General features: G+C 66.0%; 24 protein-coding genes. 11 read left to right on the top strand and 13 right to left on the bottom strand.

Translation table 11 applies throughout. The features are described 5' to 3' along the window. Positions 1–3: 3 nt before the first annotated feature. Positions 4–921, top strand: coding sequence for a bifunctional methylenetetrahydrofolate dehydrogenase/methenyltetrahydrofolate cyclohydrolase FolD (gene folD, locus AC13D8_RS12180; protein WP_482969065.1), 918 nt, complete (start codon positions 4–6; stop codon positions 919–921). A 383-nt stretch (positions 922–1,304) separates the two neighbouring features. Continuing rightward, positions 1,305–2,549 carry an NAD(P)/FAD-dependent oxidoreductase gene (locus AC13D8_RS12175; protein ID WP_482969064.1) on the top strand — a complete coding sequence of 415 codons (1,245 nt, stop codon included), beginning with the start codon at positions 1,305–1,307 and terminating at the stop codon, positions 2,547–2,549. A 6-nt stretch (positions 2,550–2,555) separates the two neighbouring features. On the opposite strand, the gene AC13D8_RS12170 is transcribed toward AC13D8_RS12175, so the two are convergent. After that, positions 2,556–4,187 carry a peptidoglycan-binding protein gene (locus AC13D8_RS12170; protein WP_482969063.1) on the bottom strand — a complete coding sequence of 544 codons (1,632 nt, stop codon included), beginning with the start codon at positions 4,185–4,187 and terminating at the stop codon, positions 2,556–2,558. 20 nt (positions 4,188–4,207) lie between these two features. Next, complete coding sequence (locus AC13D8_RS12165) at positions 4,208–5,428, bottom strand: phenylacetate--CoA ligase family protein (protein ID WP_482969062.1); 1,221 nt, start codon at positions 5,426–5,428, stop codon at positions 4,208–4,210. Positions 5,429–5,549: 121 nt separating this feature from the next. On the opposite strand from AC13D8_RS12165, the gene AC13D8_RS12160 reads away from it, so the two are divergent. Then, positions 5,550–6,401, top strand: a complete 852-nt coding sequence (locus AC13D8_RS12160; protein ID WP_482969061.1) for a hypothetical protein — start codon at positions 5,550–5,552, stop codon at positions 6,399–6,401. A 6-nt stretch (positions 6,402–6,407) separates the two neighbouring features. On the opposite strand, the gene AC13D8_RS12155 is transcribed toward AC13D8_RS12160, so the two are convergent. From AC13D8_RS12155 to AC13D8_RS12120, 8 genes are all read right to left on the bottom strand, one after another. Continuing rightward, the gene (locus AC13D8_RS12155; protein ID WP_129432591.1) at positions 6,408–7,232 is read right to left on the bottom strand and encodes an ABC transporter ATP-binding protein; all 825 of its coding nucleotides are present in this window, start codon (positions 7,230–7,232) and stop codon (positions 6,408–6,410) included. 127 nt (positions 7,233–7,359) lie between these two features. Then, positions 7,360–8,646: an ABC transporter substrate-binding protein gene (locus AC13D8_RS12150; RefSeq protein ID WP_482969060.1), complete on the bottom strand. Its 1,287-nt coding sequence runs from the start codon at positions 8,644–8,646 to the stop codon at positions 7,360–7,362. Positions 8,647–8,744: 98 nt separating this feature from the next. Next, a complete protein-coding gene (locus AC13D8_RS12145) occupies positions 8,745–9,821 on the bottom strand; it encodes a branched-chain amino acid ABC transporter permease (RefSeq protein ID WP_129432589.1) in 1,077 nt (358 codons plus the stop codon). Between the two features lies 1 nt (position 9,822). Then, a complete protein-coding gene (locus tag AC13D8_RS12140) occupies positions 9,823–10,077 on the bottom strand; it encodes a hypothetical protein (RefSeq protein ID WP_129432588.1) in 255 nt (84 codons plus the stop codon). Positions 10,078–10,081: 4 nt separating this feature from the next. After that, positions 10,082–11,068, bottom strand: coding sequence for a branched-chain amino acid ABC transporter permease (locus tag AC13D8_RS12135; protein WP_482969059.1), 987 nt, complete (start codon positions 11,066–11,068; stop codon positions 10,082–10,084). A 38-nt stretch (positions 11,069–11,106) separates the two neighbouring features. Beyond that, positions 11,107–11,532 (bottom strand): hypothetical protein, encoded by a 426-nt coding sequence (locus AC13D8_RS12130; protein ID WP_482969058.1) that lies wholly within the window; start codon positions 11,530–11,532, stop codon positions 11,107–11,109. Next, on the bottom strand, positions 11,525–12,346 hold the full coding sequence (locus AC13D8_RS12125) for an ABC transporter ATP-binding protein (RefSeq protein WP_482969057.1): 822 nt from the start codon (positions 12,344–12,346) through the stop codon (positions 11,525–11,527). The genes AC13D8_RS12130 and AC13D8_RS12125 overlap by 8 nt, the downstream gene beginning before the upstream one ends. Further along, positions 12,343–14,316, bottom strand: coding sequence for an AMP-binding protein (locus tag AC13D8_RS12120; protein ID WP_482969056.1), 1,974 nt, complete (start codon positions 14,314–14,316; stop codon positions 12,343–12,345). The genes AC13D8_RS12125 and AC13D8_RS12120 overlap by 4 nt, the downstream gene beginning before the upstream one ends. A 359-nt stretch (positions 14,317–14,675) precedes the next feature. Here AC13D8_RS12120 and AC13D8_RS12115 point away from each other — a divergent pair, with 359 nt between their 5' ends. After that, a complete protein-coding gene (locus tag AC13D8_RS12115; RefSeq protein WP_482969055.1) occupies positions 14,676–16,574 on the top strand; it encodes a hybrid sensor histidine kinase/response regulator in 1,899 nt (632 codons plus the stop codon). Beyond that, positions 16,571–17,284 carry a response regulator transcription factor gene (locus tag AC13D8_RS12110; RefSeq protein WP_129432582.1) on the top strand — a complete coding sequence of 238 codons (714 nt, stop codon included), beginning with the start codon at positions 16,571–16,573 and terminating at the stop codon, positions 17,282–17,284. Before AC13D8_RS12115 ends, AC13D8_RS12110 begins: the two co-directional genes overlap by 4 nt. A 6-nt stretch (positions 17,285–17,290) precedes the next feature. On the opposite strand, the gene AC13D8_RS12105 is transcribed toward AC13D8_RS12110, so the two are convergent. Next, positions 17,291–17,944 (bottom strand): alternative oxidase, encoded by a 654-nt coding sequence (locus tag AC13D8_RS12105; protein ID WP_129432581.1) that lies wholly within the window; start codon positions 17,942–17,944, stop codon positions 17,291–17,293. A 110-nt stretch (positions 17,945–18,054) separates the two neighbouring features. Further along, positions 18,055–19,257, bottom strand: coding sequence for a hydantoinase/carbamoylase family amidase (locus tag AC13D8_RS12100; RefSeq protein ID WP_482969054.1), 1,203 nt, complete (start codon positions 19,255–19,257; stop codon positions 18,055–18,057). Positions 19,258–19,592: 335 nt separating this feature from the next. On the opposite strand from AC13D8_RS12100, the gene AC13D8_RS12095 reads away from it, so the two are divergent. The 6 genes from AC13D8_RS12095 to AC13D8_RS12070 all read left to right on the top strand — a co-directional run bounded on the left by AC13D8_RS12095 (position 19,593) and on the right by AC13D8_RS12070 (position 22,718). After that, the gene (locus tag AC13D8_RS12095) at positions 19,593–20,183 is read left to right on the top strand and encodes a rhodanese-like domain-containing protein (protein WP_482969053.1); all 591 of its coding nucleotides are present in this window, start codon (positions 19,593–19,595) and stop codon (positions 20,181–20,183) included. Between the two features lie 122 nt (positions 20,184–20,305). Continuing rightward, complete coding sequence (locus tag AC13D8_RS12090; RefSeq protein ID WP_129432578.1) at positions 20,306–20,659, top strand: CidA/LrgA family protein; 354 nt, start codon at positions 20,306–20,308, stop codon at positions 20,657–20,659. Then, a complete protein-coding gene (locus AC13D8_RS12085) occupies positions 20,656–21,372 on the top strand; it encodes an LrgB family protein (RefSeq protein ID WP_482969052.1) in 717 nt (238 codons plus the stop codon). Before AC13D8_RS12090 ends, AC13D8_RS12085 begins: the two co-directional genes overlap by 4 nt. 239 nt (positions 21,373–21,611) lie before the next feature. Continuing rightward, positions 21,612–21,974, top strand: coding sequence for a hypothetical protein (locus tag AC13D8_RS12080; protein ID WP_482969051.1), 363 nt, complete (start codon positions 21,612–21,614; stop codon positions 21,972–21,974). Further along, on the top strand, positions 21,931–22,296 hold the full coding sequence (locus AC13D8_RS12075) for a cupin domain-containing protein (protein ID WP_482969050.1): 366 nt from the start codon (positions 21,931–21,933) through the stop codon (positions 22,294–22,296). The genes AC13D8_RS12080 and AC13D8_RS12075 overlap by 44 nt, the downstream gene beginning before the upstream one ends. Positions 22,297–22,529: 233 nt before the next feature. Continuing rightward, positions 22,530–22,718, top strand: coding sequence for a hypothetical protein (locus AC13D8_RS12070; protein ID WP_482969049.1), 189 nt, complete (start codon positions 22,530–22,532; stop codon positions 22,716–22,718). A gap of 198 nt (positions 22,719–22,916) precedes the next feature. On the opposite strand, the gene AC13D8_RS12065 is transcribed toward AC13D8_RS12070, so the two are convergent. Further along, positions 22,917–23,105 carry a hypothetical protein gene (locus tag AC13D8_RS12065; protein ID WP_482969048.1) on the bottom strand — a complete coding sequence of 63 codons (189 nt, stop codon included), beginning with the start codon at positions 23,103–23,105 and terminating at the stop codon, positions 22,917–22,919. Positions 23,106–23,957 lie beyond the last annotated feature (852 nt).

Below are 23,957 nucleotides of genomic sequence, written 5' to 3'. Positions count from 1 at the left end.
GCAATGAGCGCGACGATCATCGACGGCAAGGCCTTTGCGGCCACCATCCGGGGCAAGGTGGGCGATCATGTCAGCCGGCTGAAGGAAACGCACGGGATCACCCCCGGCCTCGCCGTGGTGCTGGTGGGCGAGGACCCGGCCAGCCAGGTCTACGTCCGCTCCAAGGGCAAGCAGACCGTCGAGGCGGGGATGAACTCCTACGAGCACAAGCTGGATGCCGACACCTCGCAGGCCGACCTGCTGGCGCTCATCGACACGCTCAACAACGATGCGGACGTGCATGGCATCCTCGTGCAACTGCCGCTGCCCGGGCATATCGATTCGGACCTCGTGATCAATTCCATCGACCCCGCCAAGGACGTGGACGGCTTTCACATCTCCAACGTCGGCCTGCTGGGCACCGGGCAGAAAAGCATGGTGCCCTGCACACCGCTGGGCTGCCTGATGATGCTGCGCGACCATCTGGGATCGCTGAGCGGGCTGGATGCGGTGGTTGTCGGGCGCTCCAACATCGTCGGCAAGCCGATGGCGCAGCTTTTGCTGGGCGAGAGCTGCACCGTGACCATCGCGCATTCGCGCACCCGCGACCTGCCCGACGTGGTGCGCCGCGCCGACATCGTGGTGGCCGCCGTCGGCCGCCCCGAAATGGTGCCGGGCGAGTGGATCAAGCCGGGGGCCACGGTGATCGATGTCGGCATCAACCGGATCGAGGCGCCGGAACGCGGCACGAACGAGGATGGCAGCGTTAAGACCCGGCTGGTGGGCGATTGCCATTTCGAAAGCTGCGCGGCGGTGGCGGGCGCGATCACCCCGGTGCCGGGCGGCGTGGGGCCGATGACCATCGCCTGCCTGCTGGCCAATACCGTCACCGCCTGTTGCCGCGCGAACGGCCTGCCCGAGCCGGAGGGGCTGACTGCCTGAGATCGGCCGGGGGTCGCCCTTGGCCTGGAGTGGTCTTTGGGATTTGGTCCCGGCGCGGATTCAAGGGCGAAGCCCGTTGCGCCATCGCATGTCCGCCCGTCGCACCGGAGGTGCGCCAACCTGTATCGGCACGCCTTTGGCGTGACGGACAGGCGATATGGTAAAGCCAGCGCGCCGACTAAATCTTTTGCGGGAAAGCAGAAATAAAGCGCACTGAAAAACCGTCGGATCGCCTGCCCGCGGACATGCGAGGCGCGGCTCAGCGCTTGACGTTCAACGTCCGCTCCACCCCATTTCCACCCCTGTGTCATGACAGGGCTTGCACCGGCGCGCGGGCTGGGCTTCCTTGGCGGCGCACTATCCCCCGAAGGAGCCCCGCGCGCATGAGCCATACCCGCACCATCGTCGTCATCGGCGCCGGCATCTGTGGTCTCGCCTCGGCCATATGGCTTACCCGTGCGGGCCACCGTGTCACGCTCATCGACCGCGATGCGCCCGGCGCCGGGGCATCGCAGGGCAATGCCGGGCTGATGGCGCAATGGGCCATCGTGCCGGTCAACACGCCGGGCATTCTGACCACGGCGCTCAAGTACCTCGCCAATCCCGGCGCGCCGCTCTGGCTGCGCTGGCGCGACCTGCCGCGCCTTGCCCCGTGGCTGTGGCAATTCGCGCGCAACGCCAACCCGCGCGATGCCGCGCGCATGACCCGGGGGCTGATCCCGCTGGTCACCGACAGCGTCGATCAGCACCGCGCGCTGGTGCGCGGCACCGAGGCCGAGAAATGGCTCGCGACCAGCGATCTCGCCTATGCCTATGACAGCCGCGCCGCCTATGAGGCCGATGCCTATGGCTGGCAGGCCAAGCGCGAGGCGGGGTTCATCCCCGAGGTGATCGAGGGCGCGGCGGTGCAGGAGGCGGAGCCGCTCGCAGGCCCCGCCATCGGATGCCTCGCGATGTTGCGCGGGCAGGGGCATGTGCGCGATCCCGGCGCCTACATGGCCGATCTCGCAGCCGTCTTTCAGGCCGAAGGCGGGCGGTACCTGCAAGCTGAGGCGCGCGATGTCACCCTCGCCGACGGGCGCATCACGCAGGTGCTGACCGATCAGGGCCCCTTGGCCTGCGACGCGGCGGTGCTGGCGGCGGGGGTTTGGTCCGGGCCGCTGATGAAGAAACTCGGCCTCAAGGTGCCGCTGGCCGCCGAGCGCGGCTATCACCTGCACCTCGCCCAGCCCTCGGCCCTGCCGCGCCAGCCGCTGATGATGGCGCGGGGCAAGTTCGCGGTGACGCCGATGGCCACCGGGTTGCGCTGCGCAGGCACGGTCGAACTGGGCGATCCGGACGCACCGCCGTCGCGCGCGCCCTTTGCCATGATCCGGCGCGAGATCGCCCGCGTCTTTCCCGATTTGCGGTTCGAGACGGCAGAGGAATGGATGGGGCCGCGCCCCTCGACCCCCGACAGCCTGCCGCTGATCGGCGAGATCGGCGCGACGGGCGTCTTTGCCGCCTTCGGGCATCAGCATGTCGGGCTGACGGCGGGGCCGCGCACCGGGCGCATGGTGGCCGACCTGATCGGCGGCAAGCGCCCCAATCTGGATCTCGCCCCCTATGACGCCAACCGCTTTACCTGACGCCGCTCAGCGCATCCCCATCAGCGCCGCCGCTGTCGCCTGCGAGACATGGCCCGTAACCGGCAGGCCGCGATGGCGCTGGAATCGGCGGATCGCCGCGCGCGTCTCCTCGGTGAACCGGCCGTCTACCGGCCCTGGTTCGGCCCCGACCTGCGCCAGCCGGCGCTCGATCAGGATACGCACCACCTCGGCCCCGGCATAAATCCGCTCCTCCTCACGCGCCTGCGCGATGGCCTCGTTCTCGGCGCGGCCCTGCTCGATTTCATCGAGCCGCGCACGCGCCTCCTCGGCAAAGCGGCTTTCGGGGTGATCACGCAGGAAGGCGGCATAGGCCTCGGCCGTGTCGGCCTCGCGTGCGGCCTGCCAGTCGGCGCGCGCCGCCCGGTCGGCCACGTCGCGCCGGGCCTCTTCGATCTCGTCGAGCCGGGCGCGCGCGGTCTCGGCGAAAAGCCCCTCGGGGTAGCGGTCGAGATAGGCGCGCAGCCCCGCCTCGTCCTCGCCGCGCCCGGTGTCGCGCCAGTACGCGCGGTCGCGGCGCTCCTCCTGCATCTGCTGCCGGCGCTCTTCCTCTTCGATCTCGCGCTGACGGGCGGTCGCGTCCGCGCGCAGCCGCGCAAGGTCGTTGCGATCCAGATAGCCGGTCGGCGCCACGCCTGCCTGTTCCTGCCAGTCGGCGATCGCGCCGCGCGTGCCGCGTCCGAAAATCCCGTCGATGCCCCGCTCGTAGAACCCCAGCACCGCCAGCCACCGCTGCACGTCCCGGCGGTCCGCCCGGGTCAGGTCCAGCGCCTCTTCGGCGGCGCGCGCCTCACGCTCGGGCGCGTCTCGCAGCCAGTCGCGGCGCTCCTGCGCTTCGCCCAGGTAACGCCCCTCGTGATAGGCGGCGATATAGGCGTCATAGGCCGCCACCGTGTCCAGCGTCTCGACCGCCTGCCAGAAACCGTCCTCGCGCGCCTCGGCCAGTTGCGCCTCGGGCACCATGTCCGGCCCCGGCCCCATCAGACCCATCTCGCCCGACAGGTTGCCCGACAGGATGACGTCGTCCGGTGCCGCGCGCGCCACCCCGGCAAAGCTCGTCCCGGGGGCGAGCAAGGGTCCGCCCAGCAGCGCGGCGATGCCCTTGCGCGGGCCGATGGCATAGGTCACGCCCGGCACCTCGGAAAATCCCGACAGCCCCGGTATCAGCCCCGTGCCCGCCGCTTCGCCCTCCTCAGGTGCCAGAACCAGCACGGCGGGTCCCTCCACCGCCCCGGCAATCGCCGAGAGCGCATTGACCGACAGCCCCGCCGCGCCGATCCGCAGTCGCGAGACCGTGCCCACACCCTCCGGCAACAGCCAGCTATCCTGCCCGTCCCCGGCCATCTCTCCGGCGGCGAGGATCACCAGCCGCGCCACCTCGCCCGCCGTGATCCGTGCCTCGAGATCGAGCGCGGCGGCGCGCAGCGGCGCGATACCCTCGCCCTTGGGGGCGACCACCTCGAACCCGGCCTGCTCCAGCGCCGCGCCCGGGTCGAACGCCACCGCCGAGCGCCGGTCACCCTGCGCACGGGTATCGAGGATCAGCGCCAGATCGGCGGCAAGCGATGGCCCAGCCAGCACGCAGAGCCACAAGACCGCCGAGAAAAGTTTACGTTGCACCATACCTTCACCCTACAAACTCACTCGTAACTGCGCAAATCCTCGATCACCTTGCCATCATTGGGCAGGCTGCCCGGCGGCACGATCTCGATCCGGCCCTTGAGCTTGAGCACCTCGCTCACCGCCCCGGCATAGTGATCGGCCTCACCGCCCGTGGCCTCGATCCGCACGGTCATCACGTCCGCCTCGCCCTCGCGGCTGGCGATCACGCGGGCGCGCCCGATCCCGTCATGACGCGCCACCAGTGCGGCCACCTGCTCGGGGCGCACGAACATGCCCTTGATCTTGGTGGTCTGGTCGGCGCGGCCCATCCAGCCCTTGATGCGCATGTTGGTGCGCCCGCACGGGCTTGTCCCCTCCATCACCGCGCTCAGGTCGCCGGTGGCAAAGCGGATCAGCGGATAATCGGGGTTGAGCGTGGTCACCACCACCTCGCCGACCTCGCCATGCGGGACCGGGTCGCCGGTGCCGGGGCGCACGATCTCGACGATCACGCCCTCGTCCACGATCATCCCGTCCTGCGCGGCGCTTTCATAGGCGATATTGCCCAGGTCGGCGGTGGCATAGCATTGCAGGCAGGCGATGCCGCGATCCGCGTATTCCTGCCGCAGCGACGGAAACAGCGCGCCGCCCCCCACCGCCGCCTTGGTGATGTTCAGCGCCAGGCCCATCTCCTCGGCCTTGTCGAGGATCACCTTCAGGTAATCGGGTGTCCCGGCATAGGTAGTCACGCCCACGTCATGCGCCGCGCGCGCCTGCAACTCGGTCTGCCCGGTGCCCGCAGGCAGCACCGCCGCGCCCACCGCCCGCGCACCGTTCTCGAAGATCATGCCGGCGGGCGTCAGGTGATAGCCGAAACAGTTCTGCACGATATCGCCTTGTCCCACGCCGCAGGCATGCAGGAAACGGCCCACGCGCCACCAGTCATGGCTGTCGCCGCCCGGTTCGTAGATCGGGCCGGGCGACTGAAAGATGTGGGCGAAACCATGCGCGGGCCGCGCGGTCAGCCCGCCGAAGGGGGCCGCCGCGCCCTGCGCGCGCCCCAAATCGGACTTGCGCAGCACCGGCAGCGTGGCGAGCGCACCCGCATCCGTGACGCGCGCCGCTTCGACCCCGTCGAGGGCGCCGGCATAGCCGGGCAGGGCTTGCGCGCGGGCGATCTGTTCGGGCAGGGCGCGCGCCAGCGCCTCGGCTCGTGCCGCGCTGCTGCGCGTCTCCAACTCGTCGAAATACTGGGTCATCGCGTCATCCTCTGCCTGCCGCCTTACGTTGCGACAGCTTGACCAATTGTTTGAAACCGGCGTTCGGCGCATAAACGGTGCTCTTTTGTATACCGAACGCATATCTTGCCCGAGGCCCGCCATGACGCCCCCGACAGACGCGCCCGAGGCGCTCGACGATGCCGCACTCGACCGCCGGATCGCCTTTCACCCTGACATCCAGGTGATGGAGGCCGATTTCTCGGGGCTCCATTTCGAGGATTCCGCCACCGTCAACCGGGTCTATGACCGGCTCGAGGCACGCATCGGCGACACCGGCGAAGACCTCTGGTTCTTTCTCGTCAACCTCAACGGCACCCGCATCGACCCGGCGGCATGGATCGCCTATTCGCGCCGCGGCCGCGCGCTCAACTACGCGCATTCGATGGGCTCGGTGCGGTTCGACGCCTCCGACGACACCCGCCGCCAGATCGAACGCGCCGCCGATACCGAGACCTTCGACCCCAACCTGTGCCTGACCCGCGAGGCCGCGCTCGAGCGTCTCGCCGGTTTTCCCAGCACGCGGCGCAAGCGCGTGATCCGCCCCCCCAGCCACAGCGACGAAGAGATCGCGCGCCGGATCAGCTTCGATCCCGCGCGGCGCATCATGGAGGCGGATTTCTCGGATTTCACCTTCCATCACGGGCGCGATGTCGATCACGTCTACGACCATATCGAGGCCCGCATCCGGGACACCGAGCGCAAGTGGTTCTTCCTCGTCAACCTCAACGGTTGCCGGATCCTGCCCGCGGCATGGGTGCGCTACGCGCATCGCGGCAAGCGGCTCAACGAGGCGGCATCGCTTGGATCGGCGCGGTATGCCGCGGGTTCGGAAACCGAGCAGGACATCCGCCTGCGCGCCGAGAGCCAGGGCTTCCGCTCCAACATCCGCAACACGCGGGCCGAGGCGCTCGATCTGATCGAGGAGATGCGGGCCGAGTTGTTGCAAGGCTGATCCTCCTCAGCTCAGCCACCGCTTGCGACGGCGATAGCTGCGCACGTCGCGGAACGATTTGCGCCCCTCGTCGGACACGCCGAGATAGAATTCCTTGACGTCCGGGTTCTCGCGCAGCGCGGCGGCGGGGCCGTCCATCACCACGCGCCCGGATTCCAGGATATAGCCGTGATGCGCGAACCGCAGCGCCACGTTGGTGTTCTGCTCGGCCAGAAGGAAGGTATATCCCTCCTTTTCGTTCAGCGACTTCACGATCTCGAAAATCTGTTCCACCAGTTGCGGCGCCAGCCCCATCGACGGCTCGTCCAGCAGGATCGTCTCGGGCCGCGCCATCAGCGCGCGGCCGATCGCGCACATTTGCTGCTCGCCGCCCGAGGTATAGCCCGCTTGGCTGCGGCGGCGCTCCTTGAGGCGCGGGAAATAGTCATAAACCATCTCGAGATCGGCATCGAGCTCGGCCCGGCCAATGCCGCGGGTATAGGCCCCGGTCAGCAGGTTTTCCTCGATGGTCAGGTGCTCGAAACAGTGCCGTCCCTCCATCACCTGGACCACCCCCATCTTCACGAGATCGGAGGGCAGCAAATCCTGCACCCGCTCGCCGCGATAGCGGATCGCGCCCTTGGTGACCTCGCCGCGCTCGGATTTCAGCAGGTTGGAAATGGCCTTGAGCGTGGTGGTCTTGCCCGCGCCGTTGCCGCCCAGAAGCGCGGTGATCCCGCCCTTGGGCACCTTGAGGCTGACGCCCTTCAGCACGAGGATCACATGGTTGTAGATCACCTCGATATTGTTGACCTCGAGAAGCGCCTCGTCGGTCTTTCCTGCATCCAGCATCGCCCAGGCTCCGTTTCATCAGGCCGCGCCAGCCCCGTTTCAGGGCACGCGTCCCGGTTTCTTCTTGGCAAAAATACTCAGATCGTCCGGCCGCCGCAGGGTGCGGCGACCGGACATGGTGATGGCTTCAGCAGCCCGGTTCGATGCCGTTCTCTTCGGCGAACTGCTTGGAATCCTCGGCCACCAGCGCCGAGATGATCTCCTGGTCCGACTGGTAGTAGTCGGTGATCAGCTCGAACTCGCCCGCCTCGGCATTCCACTGCGACACGGCCCCATAGCCGTTACCGCCGTGGTTCTCGCAGGACACGGTAAACTCGGGGCCAAAGTTCGGAAGGCCCAGCGCGGCCATCTTCTCTTCGGTCATTTCGAGGTTCTCCATGCCGTCGCGCATCTGGGCCGCGTTGATGGCGCTCACGCCGTGCATCTCCTGCGCGGTCTTGATCGCCTCGGCGGCCAGCATCGCGGCATACATGCCCCGGTTATAGAGCACGGTGCCGATCTGGTCGCCCGCGCCGGCGGCGTTGCCGGAGTCGACGACGTGCTTCTGGATGTCGTCATAGACGGGGTAGTCGTCGCCGAGGTTGTGGAAGGTCAGCGCCTTGTAGCCGTTGGCCTTGTCGCCCGCCGCCTTCACGTCGTTCTCGGAGCCGGACCACCAGATGCCGATGAACTGGTCCATCGGAAAGCGGATGTTGACGGCCTCCTGGATGGCGACCTGGTTCATCACGCCCCAGCCCCACATGATCACGTTGTCGGGCTTTTCGCGGCGGATCTGGAGCCATTGCGACTTCTGCTCCTGGCCGGGGTGATCCACCGGCAGCAGCATCAACTCGAAGCCGTGCTTTTTCGACAGCTCTTCGAGCGTCCGGATCGGCTCCTTGCCATAGGCAGAGTTGTGATAGACCAGCGCGATCTTGCGCCCGCTGATATCACCGCCATTCTCGTTGAGGATATGGGTGATGGCGTGGCTCGCCCCGTCCCAGTAGTTGGCCGGATAGTTGAACACCCACTTGAACACCGAGCCGTTCTTGGCCGAGGTGCGCCCGTAGCCCATCGTGTGAAGCGGGATGCCGTCGGCGGTGGCCTTGGGAATGAGCTGATAGGTGATGCCGGTCGAGAGCGGCTGATAGACCAGCGCGCCGCCGCCTTCGCCCTTGGTGGCTTCGTAGCACTCGACGCCCTTCTCGGTGTTGTAGCCGGTCTCGCATTCCACGAGGTTGATCTTTTCCCCGCCGATACCGCCGTCACGCTCGTTCAGCAGCGTGAAATAATCCTGGTAGCCGTCCGAAAACGGGATGCCGTTCGCGGCATAGGGGCCGGTGCGATAGCTGGTATCGACGATGGTCAGATCGGCGAGCGCCGGTCCTGCCACCATCGCAGCCGCCAGCGCGGTTGCCATGAGTTTCTGTTTCATCGGTCTTATCCTCCCTTGGTTTATCCGATGTCTTTCCTTGAACGCGATCTCCTGCGCCCAATCGCGTAGGGTGGGTGCCAACCCACCGATGGCCCGCCCTAGTGCGGGAAGGGCCAAAGCCTCAGTTTCTCCTTCGCCACGCGCCACAGTTGCGCCAGCCCGTGCGGCTCGGCCACCAGAAACACGATGATCAGCGAACCCACGATCATCAGTTCGAGATGCGCGGCGAGGTCCGTCGGCCAGCCGAGCGTGCCCACCAGCGTGTTCTTCAGCAGGACCGGCAAGAGCACGAGGAACGCCGCCCCCGCAAAGCTGCCAAAGATCGAGCCGAGCCCGCCGATGATGACCATGAACAGCACCAGGAACGACTTGTTGATGCCGAACGCCTCGCCCACCTCGACAGCACCCAGATAGACGGCAAAGAACAGCGCGCCCGAGATACCCACGAAAAAGCCCGAGACGGCAAAGGCCGACAGCTTGGCCTTGAGCGGGTTCACCCCGATGATCTCGGCGGCGATGTCCATGTCGCGGATGGCCATCCACTTGCGCCCCGCCATGCCGCGCGTCAGGTTGCGAGCGATGAGCGCCGAGGCCGTCACGAAGACGAGGCAAAAGAGATAGGCCGCCCACGGCGCGGTTTCCGCCCCGGTGATCGGAACGCCGGCGATGGTGCGCTCGGGCGCGCTGATCTGGCCCGAGGCCGAATAGTTGTAGAACCACGGCACCCGGTTGAACAGCCACACAAGGAAGAACTGCGCCGCCAGCGTCGCCACCGCAAGGTAGAACCCCTTGATCCGCAGGGATGGCAGGCCGAATAGCACGCAGACCGCCGCCGTGATCCCGCCCGCGATGATGACGTGGAAGAAGATGCTCACCTCGGGAAAGGCCGTCATCAGCTTGTAGACCGCATAGGCCCCCACCGCCATGAACCCGCCAGTGCCGAGGCTGACCTGCCCGCAATAGCCCACGAGGATATTCAGCCCGATCGCCGCGATCGCGTAGATCAGGAACGGCAGGAACACCGCGTTCACCCAGTAATCGTCGATGACCAGGGGCACCACGGCAAAGGCCGCCACCAGCACCGCGTAATAGCGGTAGCGGTCGAACTTGATCGGGAAGGTCTGGCTGTCGTCGGTATAGGAGGTCTTGAAATCTCCAGCCTCGCGGTAAAACATCTCAGAGAACCTCCCCATGGATTTCGTCGTCGTCGCGCTTCTCGGCGCGGTTGGCGGGCTTGGCATATCCCGTCGCCTCGGAGTGGCGCACCAGCCAGAAGAAGGCGAGCATCCCCACGCCCCCTCCCAACGCGGCGAGCAGCGCCGCGGTGACCATCTGCCCGGTATGATCGACCCGCGCCGTCAGCGCGAGGTAGCCGAAGGCCCAGAACCCGGCCCAGGCGATCACGTTGAGGATGGCAATCAGTTTCTGCATACCCCTACACCCTCTCGATGATCTTCTCGCCGAACAAACCTTGCGGCCGGAAGACGAGGAAAAGAAGCGCCAGCACGTAAGCGAACCAGTTCTCTGTTGCGCCCCCCACCATCGGGCCGATGGCGAACTCGAACAGCTTCTCGCCTACCCCGATGATGAGGCCGCCGACGATGGCGCCGGGGATCGACGTGAACCCGCCCAGCATCAGCACCGGCAGTGCCTTGAGCGCGATCAGCGACAGCGAGAACTGCACGCCCGATTTCGTGCCCCACATGATACCCGCGACCAGCGCGACAAAACCCGCCAGCGACCACACCATTACCCAGATGAAGTTGAGCGACACACCCACCGACAGCGCCGCCTGATGGTCGTCGGCCACCGCGCGCATGGCCCGGCCATGCTTGGAATACTGCGCGAAGATCACCAGCGCGATCACCAGAAGCGCCGCTACGAATGTCGCCCACAGGTCGAGATTGTCGATAAAGAACCCGTAGCCGAAGATACCGTAGGTGACCTCGTCAATCACCGTGTTGATGCCCTGCGGCAGGCCCACATCGAGCTTCTTGATGTCGGCGCCCCACATGATGTCGCCGAACCCTTCGAGGAAATAGGCAAGGCCGATGGTGGCCATGAACAGGATGATCGGCTCTTGTCCGACGAGGTGGCGAAAGATGAAATGGTTGACCGCCCAGGCCAGCACCACCATCACCACCATCGTCAGCAGGATCGCGGCCAGCGCCGGGACATGCCAGCCGAAATGATGGACCTCGGTGCCGAAAACGGCATTGATGAGATGCGCGAAGGGCACCTGCCCGTCCATGATCCCCACCAGCGTCAGCGCGGCAAAGAGCGCGAGCACCCCTTGCGCGAAATTGAAGATGCCGCTCGCCTTGAAGATCAGCACGAAGCCCAGCGCCACGAGCGCGTAGAGCACCCCGGCCATGAGGCCGTTGAGAAACACCTCCATCGCGAAAATCAACTGGTCAGGCATGGTCTGCCTCCTCTCCCATTGCGCGCGCTCGCGTCGTGTCAGGCTTCAAGGTATGTCTCCACGATCCGCAGGGTGATGCCCCGGTCCGCATTGGTTTTCTGCACTTCGAGCACCGGCTCGATCCACAGGTGGCTGTGCCAGCGGCCCGTGGCCACGGGCACATAGCGCCCCGCCTCCACCGACGCCGCGATCCAGGTGTCGAACCCTGGCACCGGCGCGCCCTCGGGGTCGCGTACCGCGCAGGCCCGCATCCCGTCGGCGGGGGCGGTTTCGACCGCGAGGGTTCGACCCTCGGTCAGCGCGTAGCGCACGACATCCCCGTCACGCGCGCCCGTTCCCAGCCCGGCCACCACCGGCGGCACCTGGCTTTCCAGCGCCGACAGGCAGCGCGTCTCGAAATCCGCCCACGCCCCGGCATGGGCCGCGCCGGGCAGCAGGAGCGCGAGGCCGAGCGCCTTAATCATGCGCCACCCCCAGGTAGGCGTCGATCACCGCCTGGTTCTTGCGCACCTCGTCGGGCGAGCCGTCGCCGATCTTCTTGCCGTAATCCATCACCACGACCCGGTCGGACAGGTCCATCACCACGCCCATGTCGTGCTCGATCAGCGCGATGGTGGTGCCGAACTCGTCGTTCACGTCGAGGATGAAGCGGCTCATGTCCTCCTTTTCCTCGACGTTCATCCCCGCCATCGGCTCGTCCAGCAACAGGATCGACGGCTCGGCGGCCAGCGCGCGGGCAAGCTCCACCCGCTTTTTCAGGCCATAGGGCAGGCGCCCCACCGGCGTCTTGCGGATGTGCTGGATTTCGAGAAAGTCGATGACCTTCTCCACTGCCGCGCGGTTCTCGGTTTCCTCGGCTTCCGCGCGGCCCTTCCATAGCGCCTGCGCGAACAGCCCCGCGCTCATCTGCCGGATGCGGCCGGTCATGACGTTGTCGAGCACGGTCATCCCCTCGAACAGCGCGATATTCTGAAAGGTGCGCGCGATGCCCTGTTGAGCCACCTGGTAGGGCTTCATGTGCGGGCGCTTTGCCCCCTTGTACCAGACCTCGCCCTCCTGCGGGTTGTAGAAGCCGCTGATCACGTTGAGCATCGACGACTTGCCCGCGCCGTTGGGCCCGATGATCGCGCGGATCTCGCCCTCGCGGATATCGAAACTGATATCCTCGATCGCCACCACCCCGCCGAACCGCAGGGTGATGTTGCGCATCTCCATCAGCACGCCGCCGATCTTGCGGCCGTCCTCGGTGGTGTAGCCCTCTGCGTCCATGTCCTTCATTCCGCCGCCACCTTCGCTGTCTGCTCCACCGCAACCTGCACCGGCACGATCTTTAGCGTTGCGCTGATGCTGCCCTTGCGCCCGTCCTCGTAGGTCACTTCGGTGGTGGTGTAGACCTCCTCGGACCCGTCATAGAGCGCCACCAGCAGGTCCTCGAACTTCTCGGAAATCACGCCGCGGCGCACCTTGCGCGTGCGGGTCATCTCGCCATCGTCGGCATCCAGCTCCTTGTGCAGCACGAGGAAGCGGTGCACCTGGCAATGCGACAGCATCGGGTCGTCGGCGAGAGAGCGGTTCACCTCCTCGACATGGTCGCGGATCATCTCGAGCACCTGCGGGTGCCCGGCCAGCTCTTGATACGAGGCATAGCCGATATTGTTGCGCTCGGCCCAGTTGCCCACCGCCGCCAGGTCGATATTGACGAAGGCGGTGCATTCAGAGCGATCATTGCCGAACACCACCGCCTCTAGGATGTTGGGGTAGAACTTGAGCTTGTTCTCCACGTATTTCGGCGCGAACAGCTTGCCATCGGCCATTTTTCCGACGTCCTTGGCGCGGTCGATGATCCGCAGGTGGCCCGATCCCTCCTCGAAGAAGCCGGCGTCGCCGGTGGCGACCCAGCCTTCCGCGTCCTTGGTCTTCTTCGTGCTTTCCTCGTTCTTGTAGTAATACTCGAACGTGCCGGCCCCGCGATAATAGACCTCGCCATTGTCGCCGATGCGAACCTCCACACCCGGTGCCGGAACGCCCACCGTGTCGCTGCGCACCTCGCCATCGGGTTGCAGGGTGATGAAAACGCTAGCTTCGGTCTGGCCGTAGAGCTGCTTGAGGTTGATGCCGAGCGAGCGGTAGAAATCGAAGATTTCCGGCCCGATTGCCTCGCCCGCGGTATAGCCCACCCGCACCCGGCCCAGGCCCAGCGTGTCCTTCAGCGGGCCATAGACGAACACGTTGCCCAAGGCATAGCGCAACCGGTCCATGCCGCCGACCTGCTTGCCATCGAGGATGTCGGGGCCCACCCGGCGCGCGACGGCCATGAAGTGGTCGAACAGCCATTTCTTGAACCGGCTGGCATCCTCCATGCGGATCATCACGTTGGTAAGCTGCGTCTCGAACACGCGCGGCGGGGCAAAGTAATAGGTCGGCCCGATCTCGCGCAGGTCGGTCTGCATGGTCTCGGGCGATTCCGGGCAGTTGACGCAGAACCCGCACCAATAGGCCTGCCCGATGGAAAAGATGAAATCGCCCACCCATGCCATCGGCAGGTAGGCGAGCACCTCTTCGTCCTTGCTCAGGTTGTCGAATTCCGCCGAGGATTTCGACGCCTCGATGATGTTGCGATTGCTCAGCACCACGCCCTTGGGCTTGCCCGTGGTGCCCGAGGTATAGAGCATCACGCACACGCTGCCGTAATCGAGCTTGTCGCGCCGCGCCTTGAGATCCTCGATGAATTCGTAATGGGCCGCGCGCCCCTGCTCCTGAATGTCGATGAAGCGGTGCAGCTTGTGGTGGTCGTATTTGCGCAGACCCCTGGGGTCGATATAGATGATGTGCTCAAGCTGGTGCAGGCGTTCCTGCACCTCGATCAGCTTGTCGACCTGCTCCTGGTCCTCGACGATCGCAAAACGCGCGCCGCAATGGTCCATGACATAGGCCATCTCGTCGGCAGCGGCATCCTGGTAGAGCGGCACGGGAATCGCGCCCACCGATTGCGCGGCAACCATGGACCAGTAGAAATGCGGCCGGTTGCGCCCGATGATGGCGATGAAATCGCCCTCGTCCACGCCCAGGTTTATCAGCCCCAGCGCCAGCGCCTCGATTTCCTTCTCGGCCTCGGCCCAGGTCCAGGTCTGCCAGATGCCGTATTCCTTTTCGCGATAGGCGTGGCGGCCCGCGAAACGGCTGGCGTTGCGTTGCAAGAGCGCCGGAATGGAGCGCGCCCCATCCGCCGCTGGTGACGGCTGTGCCAAATTTCTCTCCTCCCTTATGCCCGCATCCTCCATGCGGGCCGCGCCCCTGTGCGCGATTCTTATTGCCTCAAGGGTGCGCGAATATTGCTGGCGGTCAACTTTTTCCTGAACATGTCGCAATCCTTACGAATTGTTACCGCGCGGGAACGGTCTTTGCGCCCCCCGCGCGCGGTGCTAGGGGAGAGGGGGTAGGGACAGGATGAGGGGTATGGCTTGGTGGGCACGCAAACCTCCTGGTATCCGGCGATGAGCCGCGCGCCCGCCCGTGCGGGCGGTCGGACGCTCGCGCGGCGGCGTGCAGGCTCGCCTTGTTCCGCGCGGGGGAACACCCCCGCCTCGCACCCCGGAGACTAGCCCCCATGCCGACCGACCACGATGCCATGACGATGGCCGGGCTGAACCTCATCCAGCAGGCGCTCACCATCTATGACCGCGACCTGCGGCTGGCCGTCTGCAACCGCCGCTTCCAGGAAATGTTCGCCCTGCCCGACGCGCTGGTGACGCCCGGCGCGGATTTTGCCGCCACCATCCGCTACCTCGCCCGGCGCGGAGATTACGGCGACGTGGGTTGCGTGGAGGATTTCGTCGCCGAGCGGGTCGAGACCGCCCGCGCCTTCGAGCCGCATTACATGGAGCGCACCCGCGCCAATGGCCGCACCATCAGCGTCGAGGGCACGCCGCTGCCGCAGGGCGGGTGGGTGACGGTCTATACCGACATCACCCCCGCCAAGCGGCAGGAGGCGCTGCTGCGCGCCCGGTCAGAGGAACTGTCGGACCAGATACTCGCCTATTCCGAGGACCTCGCCACCGCCAACCGCGAGCTTCAGGCCACCATCACCGCGCTCGAAGAGGCCAAGCGCCAGATCACCGAGGCCGAGGCGCGCACGCGGCTGACCGCCGAGATGATGCCCGCCCATATCGCCCATGTCGGGCACGACCGCCGCTATACCTATTCCAACCGAAGGCTGACCTCGGTGATGCCGGGCACGCGCACCGACCCGATCGGCGTGGACGCCGCCGATGTGTTCGACCCCGGGACATGGGCGGTGATCGGCCCGCACCTCGATCGTGCCTACGCGGGCGAACCCTCGGTGTTCGAGTTCACCCACCCGCCAAGCTCGCATCGCATCCGCGTGGCGCTCACGCCCGACCCGATCTCGGGTGGCGTCTATATCCTGTCGATGGATATCACCCGCGAGAGCCAGGCGCGCGCCGCGCTGCAACAGACCAAGCGGCGCGAGATGGCGGCGCAGCTCACCTCCGGCCTCGCGCATGATTTCTCCAACCTGCTGACGATCATCCTTGGCATGCAGTCGCGACTGGCGCGGATGGGGGTGCCTGCCGAGGCGCGCGAACTGATCGACGCCACGCTGGCGGCGGCACGGCGCGGCGGCGGATTGCTCGGTCGCATCGCCGACATGACCGGCCCGCGCGAGCACGAGCCGGTGCCCACCGATCTCGCAGCCTTCCTCGCCGATCTCGACACGCTGGCGCGCTCGGCGCTGCCCTCGGGGATCAGCTTCGCCATCGACACGCAAGGGGCAGGGGGGCGCTACCTGCTCGACGCGGGTATGTTGCAGGATTCGCTGCTGAACCTCGTGCTCAACGCCCGCGATGCCTGCGGCAGCCGTGGCCGGGTCACCCTCACCGTCCGCCCGGTGAAGGAAACATGGCTGGAATTCACCGTCGGCGACACCGGCCCGGGCTTCTCGCCCGAGGCGCTCGACCACGCGCTCGACCCGTTCTTCACCACCAAGGGCGGCGAGGGCTCGGGGCTCGGCCTGTCGATGGTCTACGACATGACCAAGCTCGCCGGCGGGCGCATCATCCTGGGCAACACCGATGCCGGCGGGCGCGTCACCCTGCGCCTGCCGCTTCGCCCCGCGGGCGACGCGCGCCCCCCCGGCCTCGTGCTGCTGGTCGAGGACAGCCCCGACCTGCGCTCGGCCTTGCGCGATATGCTGCGCGGCGCGGGCCACAGCGTGATCGAGGCGGCGAGCGTGGCCGAGGCCGCCGACATTCTCGCCGACCTGCCCGAAATTTCCGCCATCCTGTCGGATATCGTGCTGGAGGGCAGCGCCACCGGCATCGACCTCGCGCGTCTGCCCCGTCCCGGCGACTGTCCGCTGGTGCTGATGACCTCGCTGCCGCCCGACGACCCGCTCCACCGCGCCGCTGCAGACGTGGCCCCGGTCCTGCGCAAGCCGTTCACCGCCGCGCAGCTCGACGCCGCCCTTTCCACCGGAGACCGCCCATGACCGCCCCCGCGAACGCCCCCCTCGTGACGATCCTCGATGATGAGCCCGCGATCCGCACCATGCTCGCCGAGGCGCTGGAGGAGGCAGGCTTTCGCACCATGGCGTTCGGCCGCGCGACCGAGTTCGAGGCGGCGCTCAGGCAGGCGAGCCCCGATGTCTGCCTCGTCGACCTGTCATTGCCCGACCGCGACGGGCTCGGCCTCGTGCACCGGCTGGCGCTGGAACAGGGGGCGACGGTGATCATCATCTCGGGCCGCGCGCAGGTGCAGGACCGCGTGACCGGGCTGGAGCTTGGGGCCGACGACTACATCATAAAACCGTTCGACCCGGCCGAGGTGGTGGCCCGCATCCGCGCCCGCCTGCGCCGCGGCACGCCCAGCACCCAGACCGGCGAGGTGGCGCACTTCAACGGTTGGGCCGCGCATTTCGACCGCTACGTGCTCGAGGATGACAGTGGCGCGGAAACCCCCTTTTCCCATGCCGAGGGCGAGGTGCTGCGGCTGTTCCTCGAACGGCCCAAGCGGCTCATTTCCCGTCAGGCGATGCAGGAGGCGCTTGGCGGCGCCGCGGGCGAAAGCTTCGACCGCGCGATGGATGTGCGCATCTCCCGCCTGCGCACCAAGCTGCGCGAAGACCCCCGCAACCCGCGCCTGATCAAGACGATCTACGGCGCGGGCTACATCTTCCTCGGCGATGTGCGCTGGGGGTGATCCTGCTCACGGATCGGTCCCCTCCATGATCTGGTTGGCATACCCGTGGTTGGTGTCGCGGTGATGTGCCTCGTCGGCACGCACGCGGATCACCACCTCGCGCAGCCGGGCCTCCTCGGGCAGCCCCCAGTAGTCGATGGCGATCCGCGGGGCGGGCACGTTCTCCTGCCGCCCGGCGTCGATCTCGGCCAGGTATTCCGTGTAGCTGACGACCGCTTCCTCCTCGAGATAGCCGACGATGCGATGCGCGATCCGCGGGGCGAACAGGTAGGTGAAGAAGAACACGTTGTAGAACACGACCTGCGCCACCATGATCAGCAGCCGCTCCACCCGCGTCGGCTGCGCGACATGGATGAAGGTCATCAGGTGCATGCGCTCGTTCTCGGCCTCGTCGAGCAGATCGCGGATCCAGCCCTGGTCGTCGCGGATATGGCGCACCGCCTTTAGATGCCGCAACAGGCCGCCGACCATGCCCGGCACCGCCGCCACCGTTTCCAGCACCACGGCGCGGTGCCCGTAGCGTGCAGAGAAGAACGCGTCGGCAAAGACGCGCATGGTCTTGACCACGCGCAACGCGATCCTGTCGCGAATGTCGCGCGGCGTGTGATGGGTGTAGAGAATCTCGGCTTCGGCGCGGTCGCGCTGTGGCTCGCGTGCCATGTCGCTCTCCATCTTGTCCTGACCGACAGATGGGCACGAAGGATGATTATTGAATGCCGCGCCGGGCGCGACCGGCATACTTCCGCCGGTCACACCGGACGGTGACGATATTACCCCCCGGCACGCCCCACCGCCCCGGCCAATACCTCCAGCCCGGTCACCAGGTCGGCCTCGGCGGTATCCTCGGCGAATGCATGGCTGATCCCGTCGATCGAGGGCACGAACAGCATCGCGGCGGGCATCAGCCGCGCCACGTTGGTGGCATCGTGCAGCGCCCCCGACTGCATCCGCCGCCAGCGCCCCGGCGCCACCGCCTCGGCGCTGTCGCACAGCGCGTCGCGCAAGGTCTCGTCCATCGGCATCGGCTCCAGCCCCAGCATGTCGCCAAAGCTCACGCTCAACCCCGCGTCCTGCGCCACCTCTGCGGCGGTGTCGCGGATGATCTCTTCCATCCGGCGCAGCCGGTCCGCGTCGCCGTCGCGCCACTGCATGGAAAACACCGCCCGCCCCGGCACGATGGAATGGGCATCCGGGTGCAGCCGGACATGGCCGATGGTCCACACCGTCTGCGGCGTGACCACGTTGCGCAGCCGGTCATTCAGCAGCGCGTTGAATCGCGCCAGCCCCTGGAACGCGTCGCGGCGGCGGTGCATCGGCGTGGTGCCGGCGTGGTTCTGCTCACCGTCGTAGGTAATCCGCATGTCGCGGATGCCGACGATATCGGTGACCACGCCCGCCGCCTCGCCCGCCTCATAGAGCCACGGGCCCTGCTCGATATGCATCTCGACAAAGCCGGTGAAACGCCCCGGATCGACGAAATCCCCGGCCCGCTCCGCGATCCCCGCCCGCGCCTCGGCAAAGCGCACACCCTCGCGGTCGGTCTGCCGATCGGCATCCTCCAACGACAGGTTTCCCGACCAGATCGCGCTGCCGGTGGTGACGCCGAACCGGCCTTCCTCGTCCTGGAAGGACACGACAGAAACCGGCGGCCCACCTGCCTCGACGCTCGCGCGCGCCACCTCCAGCGCCGCGATCACTCCCAGCGCCCCGTCGAGCCATCCGCCCTCGGGCTGGCTGTCGCTATGGCTGCCCAGCAGGATCGAGCGCCCCTCGGCCAGGCCAAAGAGATTGCCCACCGGATCGAGATGCGGCACCAGCCCCGCCTCGCGCATCCGTCCCGCCAGCCAGTCCCGCGCCGCGATGTCGGCCTCGCTATAGGCGGGGCGCACCACGCCCTTGCCCACCCCCGCCGCGCCGAACTCGCGCAGCCGGTGCAGATCGGCCAGAAATCTCTCGGGGTTCACTGCGATCATCTGCCTGCCTCCCTTTCACATCCCGGGCATACCCTACATGCGCGGCGCCGGGTTACAATGCCTTGACGGGGCCTCGACGCCATCAACAGGGCCATGGCCACCGGTCGAGAAGCCGAGGCCGATGAAGCAGGTAGCGCCCCCGCGGATGATCGAGATGCCGGACGACCGTCTTGGCCATTGCGCAAGATCAAAGAGCGTGCAGGGTAGTGGCCCTATGCTTCTCGCGGGCGACAGACGCGGAAACACGCCAGAGCGCGCCTCGCGCAGCCCGGATCGGCGTGCCCCTTTCCGACACCCTTGCGCCGCGCGTAAAAACGCACAGACCGGAGGACAAAATGAAGACACTTGCCACCGCTTTCGCTGCCGCATTCATCGCCGGGTCGGCGCAGGCCGACCCTACAGTGGGGATCACGAAATCGATGCCCGAGGCGACCGTTCAGACCGAGAATGGCCCACAGGTGATTAATCGCATACAGGATCCGTCGCACGAGCTAACCGGCGAGTGGGCGCGCACCTCGCGCCCATGTCCGGAATTTTGCATACAGCCGATGGTCCCCGCTCCGGGTGTGTCGACGATCGGGGAACTCGAGCTTCTGGAGATGTTGCAGGACCCTGAAGCCGTTGTCGTGGACAGCCGGACGTCTGACTGGTTTCAGGGCGGCACGATCCCGGGCGCGATCAACATTCCCTATACGTATGTCGTCGATGAGCTCGGCCGGCTCGGGTGCCAGCCGGATTTCGACGGCTGGGATTGTGCGGAGGCCAAGCGGGTCGCACTCTTCTGCAACGGGATCTGGTGCGGGCAGTCCCCGACGGCGATCCGCAACATGATCGCGGCCGGCTACCCCGCCGAGCGGATCTCATACTACCGCGGCGGCATGCAGGTCTGGCGTCTGCTGGGCCTGACCGTGGCCGGTGGAGGCTGAATTGAGATCAGGCCGCGCCTGCGCGGCGGGCATAACAGTGTTACTGGTTGCGCGATGCGATTGTGGCACGCAGACTTAGCTGTCACCAAGATCAGGCGCACGCTCCTGAAAAGGTATTTCCCATGCTTCCAACTCTCGGGCTGCTTCTTGTCTGCCAACTCATCGGAGAGGTGATCGTCCGCGGCATCGGCCTGTCCATCCCCGGCCCCGTCATCGGGCTGACGCTGCTCATTCTCATCCTTCGCCTCAGGCCGGCACTTGCCGAACAGCTACGGGCGACCATCACGGTCATCCTGGCAAACCTGTCCCTGCTATTCGTTCCGGCGGGCGTCGGTGTGATCGGCAATCTGGAGGTCCTATCGGAGGATTGGTTTGCGCTCCTCGTCGTGCTTGTGCTGTCCACGCTGTTGGCCATGCTGGCGGCTGTCGGCACCTTTATTGGTGTGCGCCGCCTGACCGAAGGGCGCTCGACATGACGGACGTGGCAAACCTCTGGAGCTATCTGTCCACAAGTCCCCTTCTGTGGCTGACCGCGACCGTTCTGGCGTATCTTGCCGCTGACGGGGTGGCGCGACGGCTGGACAATAATCCATTGGCCAACCCGGTGATCCTCGCGGTCCTGATGATCACGCCGGTGCTCTGGGTCACGCAGACAGAGTATGCGACCTATTTCGAGGGGGCACAGTTCATCCATTTCCTGCTGGGCCCGGCGACGATCGCGCTGGCGCTGCCGCTATGGGACAACCGCGAGACCATTAGCCAGTCCGTCGCGCCGATCCTGCTGGCGCTTCTGGCCGGCTCGGTGACGGCGGCAGGCTCGGCCATTCTGCTGGCGCAGGCGTTCGGTCTTTCGACCGAGGTGATCCTGTCGCTCGCCCCCAAATCCACGACCGCGCCCGTGGCGCTCGGGATATCCGAAGCGGTCGGCGGCCTTCCCGCTTTGACGGCCGTGCTGGTGATCCTGACCGGGATCATCGGGGCCGTGATCGTCACGCCCCTGATGACAGTGCTGCGTATCAAGGACTGGCGCGCGCGGGGGTTCTCCGTCGGGCTGGCATCACACGGCATCGGAACGGCGCGCGCATTCCAGGTGAACCCGACTGCCGGGGCCTATGCCGGCATCGCGATGGCGCTCAATGCCTTGCTCACCAGCATCATAGTGCCCGTGCTCGTGCGGTGGCTGATCTAGCGATTGAATGCTCTGGCGATCGGTGAACTGGCACCCGCACGTGGTGAGCCTGTGAAACTCAGACCAATGCTCAGCACAACGCCGTGGCTTGTTTGCCGCTTGACAGCAAGAACGGGGGTGATGAGCCGATGACCGCAGAGGCAGTCAAGTCGGCGCAAATCGACCCCGCCTGACCGAACTCGCGGACAAGGACAAAAGGAACAGCAATCCCCCAATCTCTCGCCAGGGAGTTGGAGATCGTGACGCTCACCGAACGCCCTGGAGACGCCACCGGCTTCCGGCTGATCGCCGAACATCTGCGAAATCCTCGCCGCCAGTATCAGCGGTCGGACGGCTACCGGGATCGGAGCATGACCGCGACCCATCGCGACATGGAGATTGACGAGGCCAAAGACGAGGCCGTCGTGCAGGATATCCTGCAAGACGCTGGCCTCTTGGAATTACGACTCGGAGACCTGCATCAAGGTCGAGGGGATGCTTTACACTCTGAACTCCGAAATCACCTATATATGAACGGTCCGGCCCTTCGGGTCCGGCCCACAGAAAGGCAGAAAACACATGACAGCTACCATCGAAATTCGTCGCTTCGAGACCCCCGATGACCGGCTCGACATGAAGGAGCGTGGCGGCATCGACATCATCAAGACCGGGCAAGGCTCCACCGGCATGCGCGCCGTGTTCGAGCCCGGCTGGACCTGGGAGGCGGATGAAAAACCGCTTCTCGGCTCCCCCGACACCTGCCCGATGCATCACACCGGCTACTGCCTCTCGGGCCGGCTCGTCGTGCGGATGATCGAAAGCGGAGAGGAGACGCCGATCACCAGGGGCGACTTTTTCGAGATTCCGCCAGGTCACGATGCCTATGTCGCGGGTGATGAGCGGGTCGAACTGATCCTGTTCGAAGCGCCAGGCGCCCATGCCTGAGACGGTTGTTCCCCTGGACCCCGCCGGGGTCCAGGGGAACGTGAGCACAAGCCTCTTCCAAGCCGAAATGATCTCTGCCCGCTGCGATAGGCCGCCATGGTGCCTGAATATCCGTCGGAAGAAGGCAGTATCCTCGTAGCCGACAGCCAGCCTGACCCGCTCAATGAACGCCACGCCGTCCTCGAGCACCTTCCGAGCGGCGGCTGTGGCAGTATATCTGGCTGTATGCAGGCGTGGCCATCGTGCTGGGCCAGGTGGCCTGGAACATGGCGCTGAAATACGCGCGCGCCTCCGAACTGTCGCTCGCCACCGCCTTCTCGCCGCTGGCCGCACCAATGCCGCCCTTGGCCGCAGCCATTATCGGCGACATTCCCGAAATGGCCTGGTGCGCGATGGGCAAGTCGCCCGATGCGACCACCTGATCCGTTCTTCTGCGTCGCAGACGGTGTCCGGGCGCAGCAAGATTGCCGAAGGCGAATTCCTTGAAATTTTCGCCCCGCCGCGACGCTGATTGTCGGCGTTGGAGGACGATAGCGTGAGACTCAAACTGACCTGTCAAGTTGGTGCGGGCAGCGCCTGTTTTGGTCTTTAGGAACGCGCGAGCGCCACCACCCCGGTTCCTATTCCGGTTTGTCGGTCGGTTCGGTGTCTTCAGCGGCCTTCGGCGGGACTGAACCTTCAGATTTCGCACCGGGTTGGAACTGCATTTTGCGGCGCCGTGCGTTACGGGATCTGGCCGCACCCACGGGGGCGGGCACCGCGAGGAATTCGGCAAGGTTGAACTGTGGCTTCATGGAAAACATGGTCATCGAGTGATGCCTTTCTTGGGCGGAGACTATCACGCCTGTTCAGTCAATATGGGGGCGCGGGCCCGATTTTGCGACGTGCGTCTGATCAAGCATGGTTGGCCCGGCGCCGCGAGCGTGCGTGAACCGGGTCGTCGCGTCCGGAAGGTTTACATCGCGCCGAGGATAACACGTTTTCCCGGCAGAATCTGTCAAGTAGCGTAAACTTAGGGTAAATCTTTTTGGCGGGACCCGGCGAGGGACGGCAGCCCGACCCTTCCTCGCCGTGGTTCGCGCATTCCTCCTCGCTACGCCTTCGGTGCCTCACAGACGCGTCGCAGCAGCTGCACGCGCCGCAGGGTCGGCGCGCTCTGAGGCCCTACCAGATGGGCCGGCTCAGCCTTATCTGGAGTTGCCGGTAATCGCCGCCCGGAGGCGTTCGCAACCCAGTCTTGCCGACGATTCCACACAGGTCTTTCGGCACGACCAGCCCGGCATGATAGCGCCCGCTGCGATTCACCAAGTGCCTGACCCTACCCGCCATGAGAACGATCGTATGTTACCAGGTTTGCAACCTTCGAACGGCCAAAGGTCCTTGGATGCAAGGGCCGTATTTCATTTCAATGGGTTGAAATGGTGCTGCTGGAGAGAATCGAACTTGCTTTTGTCTTGTCTTTGGCATTGATTTTATTGCGGAAAAATTTGTGAGACAAGTGCTGTGTAGGAGTTCTGTGTTAGCCGCCATTATTCATCAGGTTCAGATTTTGGCGGTCGGCTGCCTGTATTCCGGAGGGGATGGAGCACCCGCACAGGCGGGTCCGGCGCCCGGGTTGTGAGGCCCGGTCGGTTGCTTGTTCTGGGTCATGTGGATTGATG

It is taken from the genome of Roseovarius sp. B-10 (genome assembly GCF_056859295.1).
The sequence above is the reverse complement of the archived record's forward strand: the minus strand, read 5'-3'. Positions and strand labels throughout refer to the sequence as shown.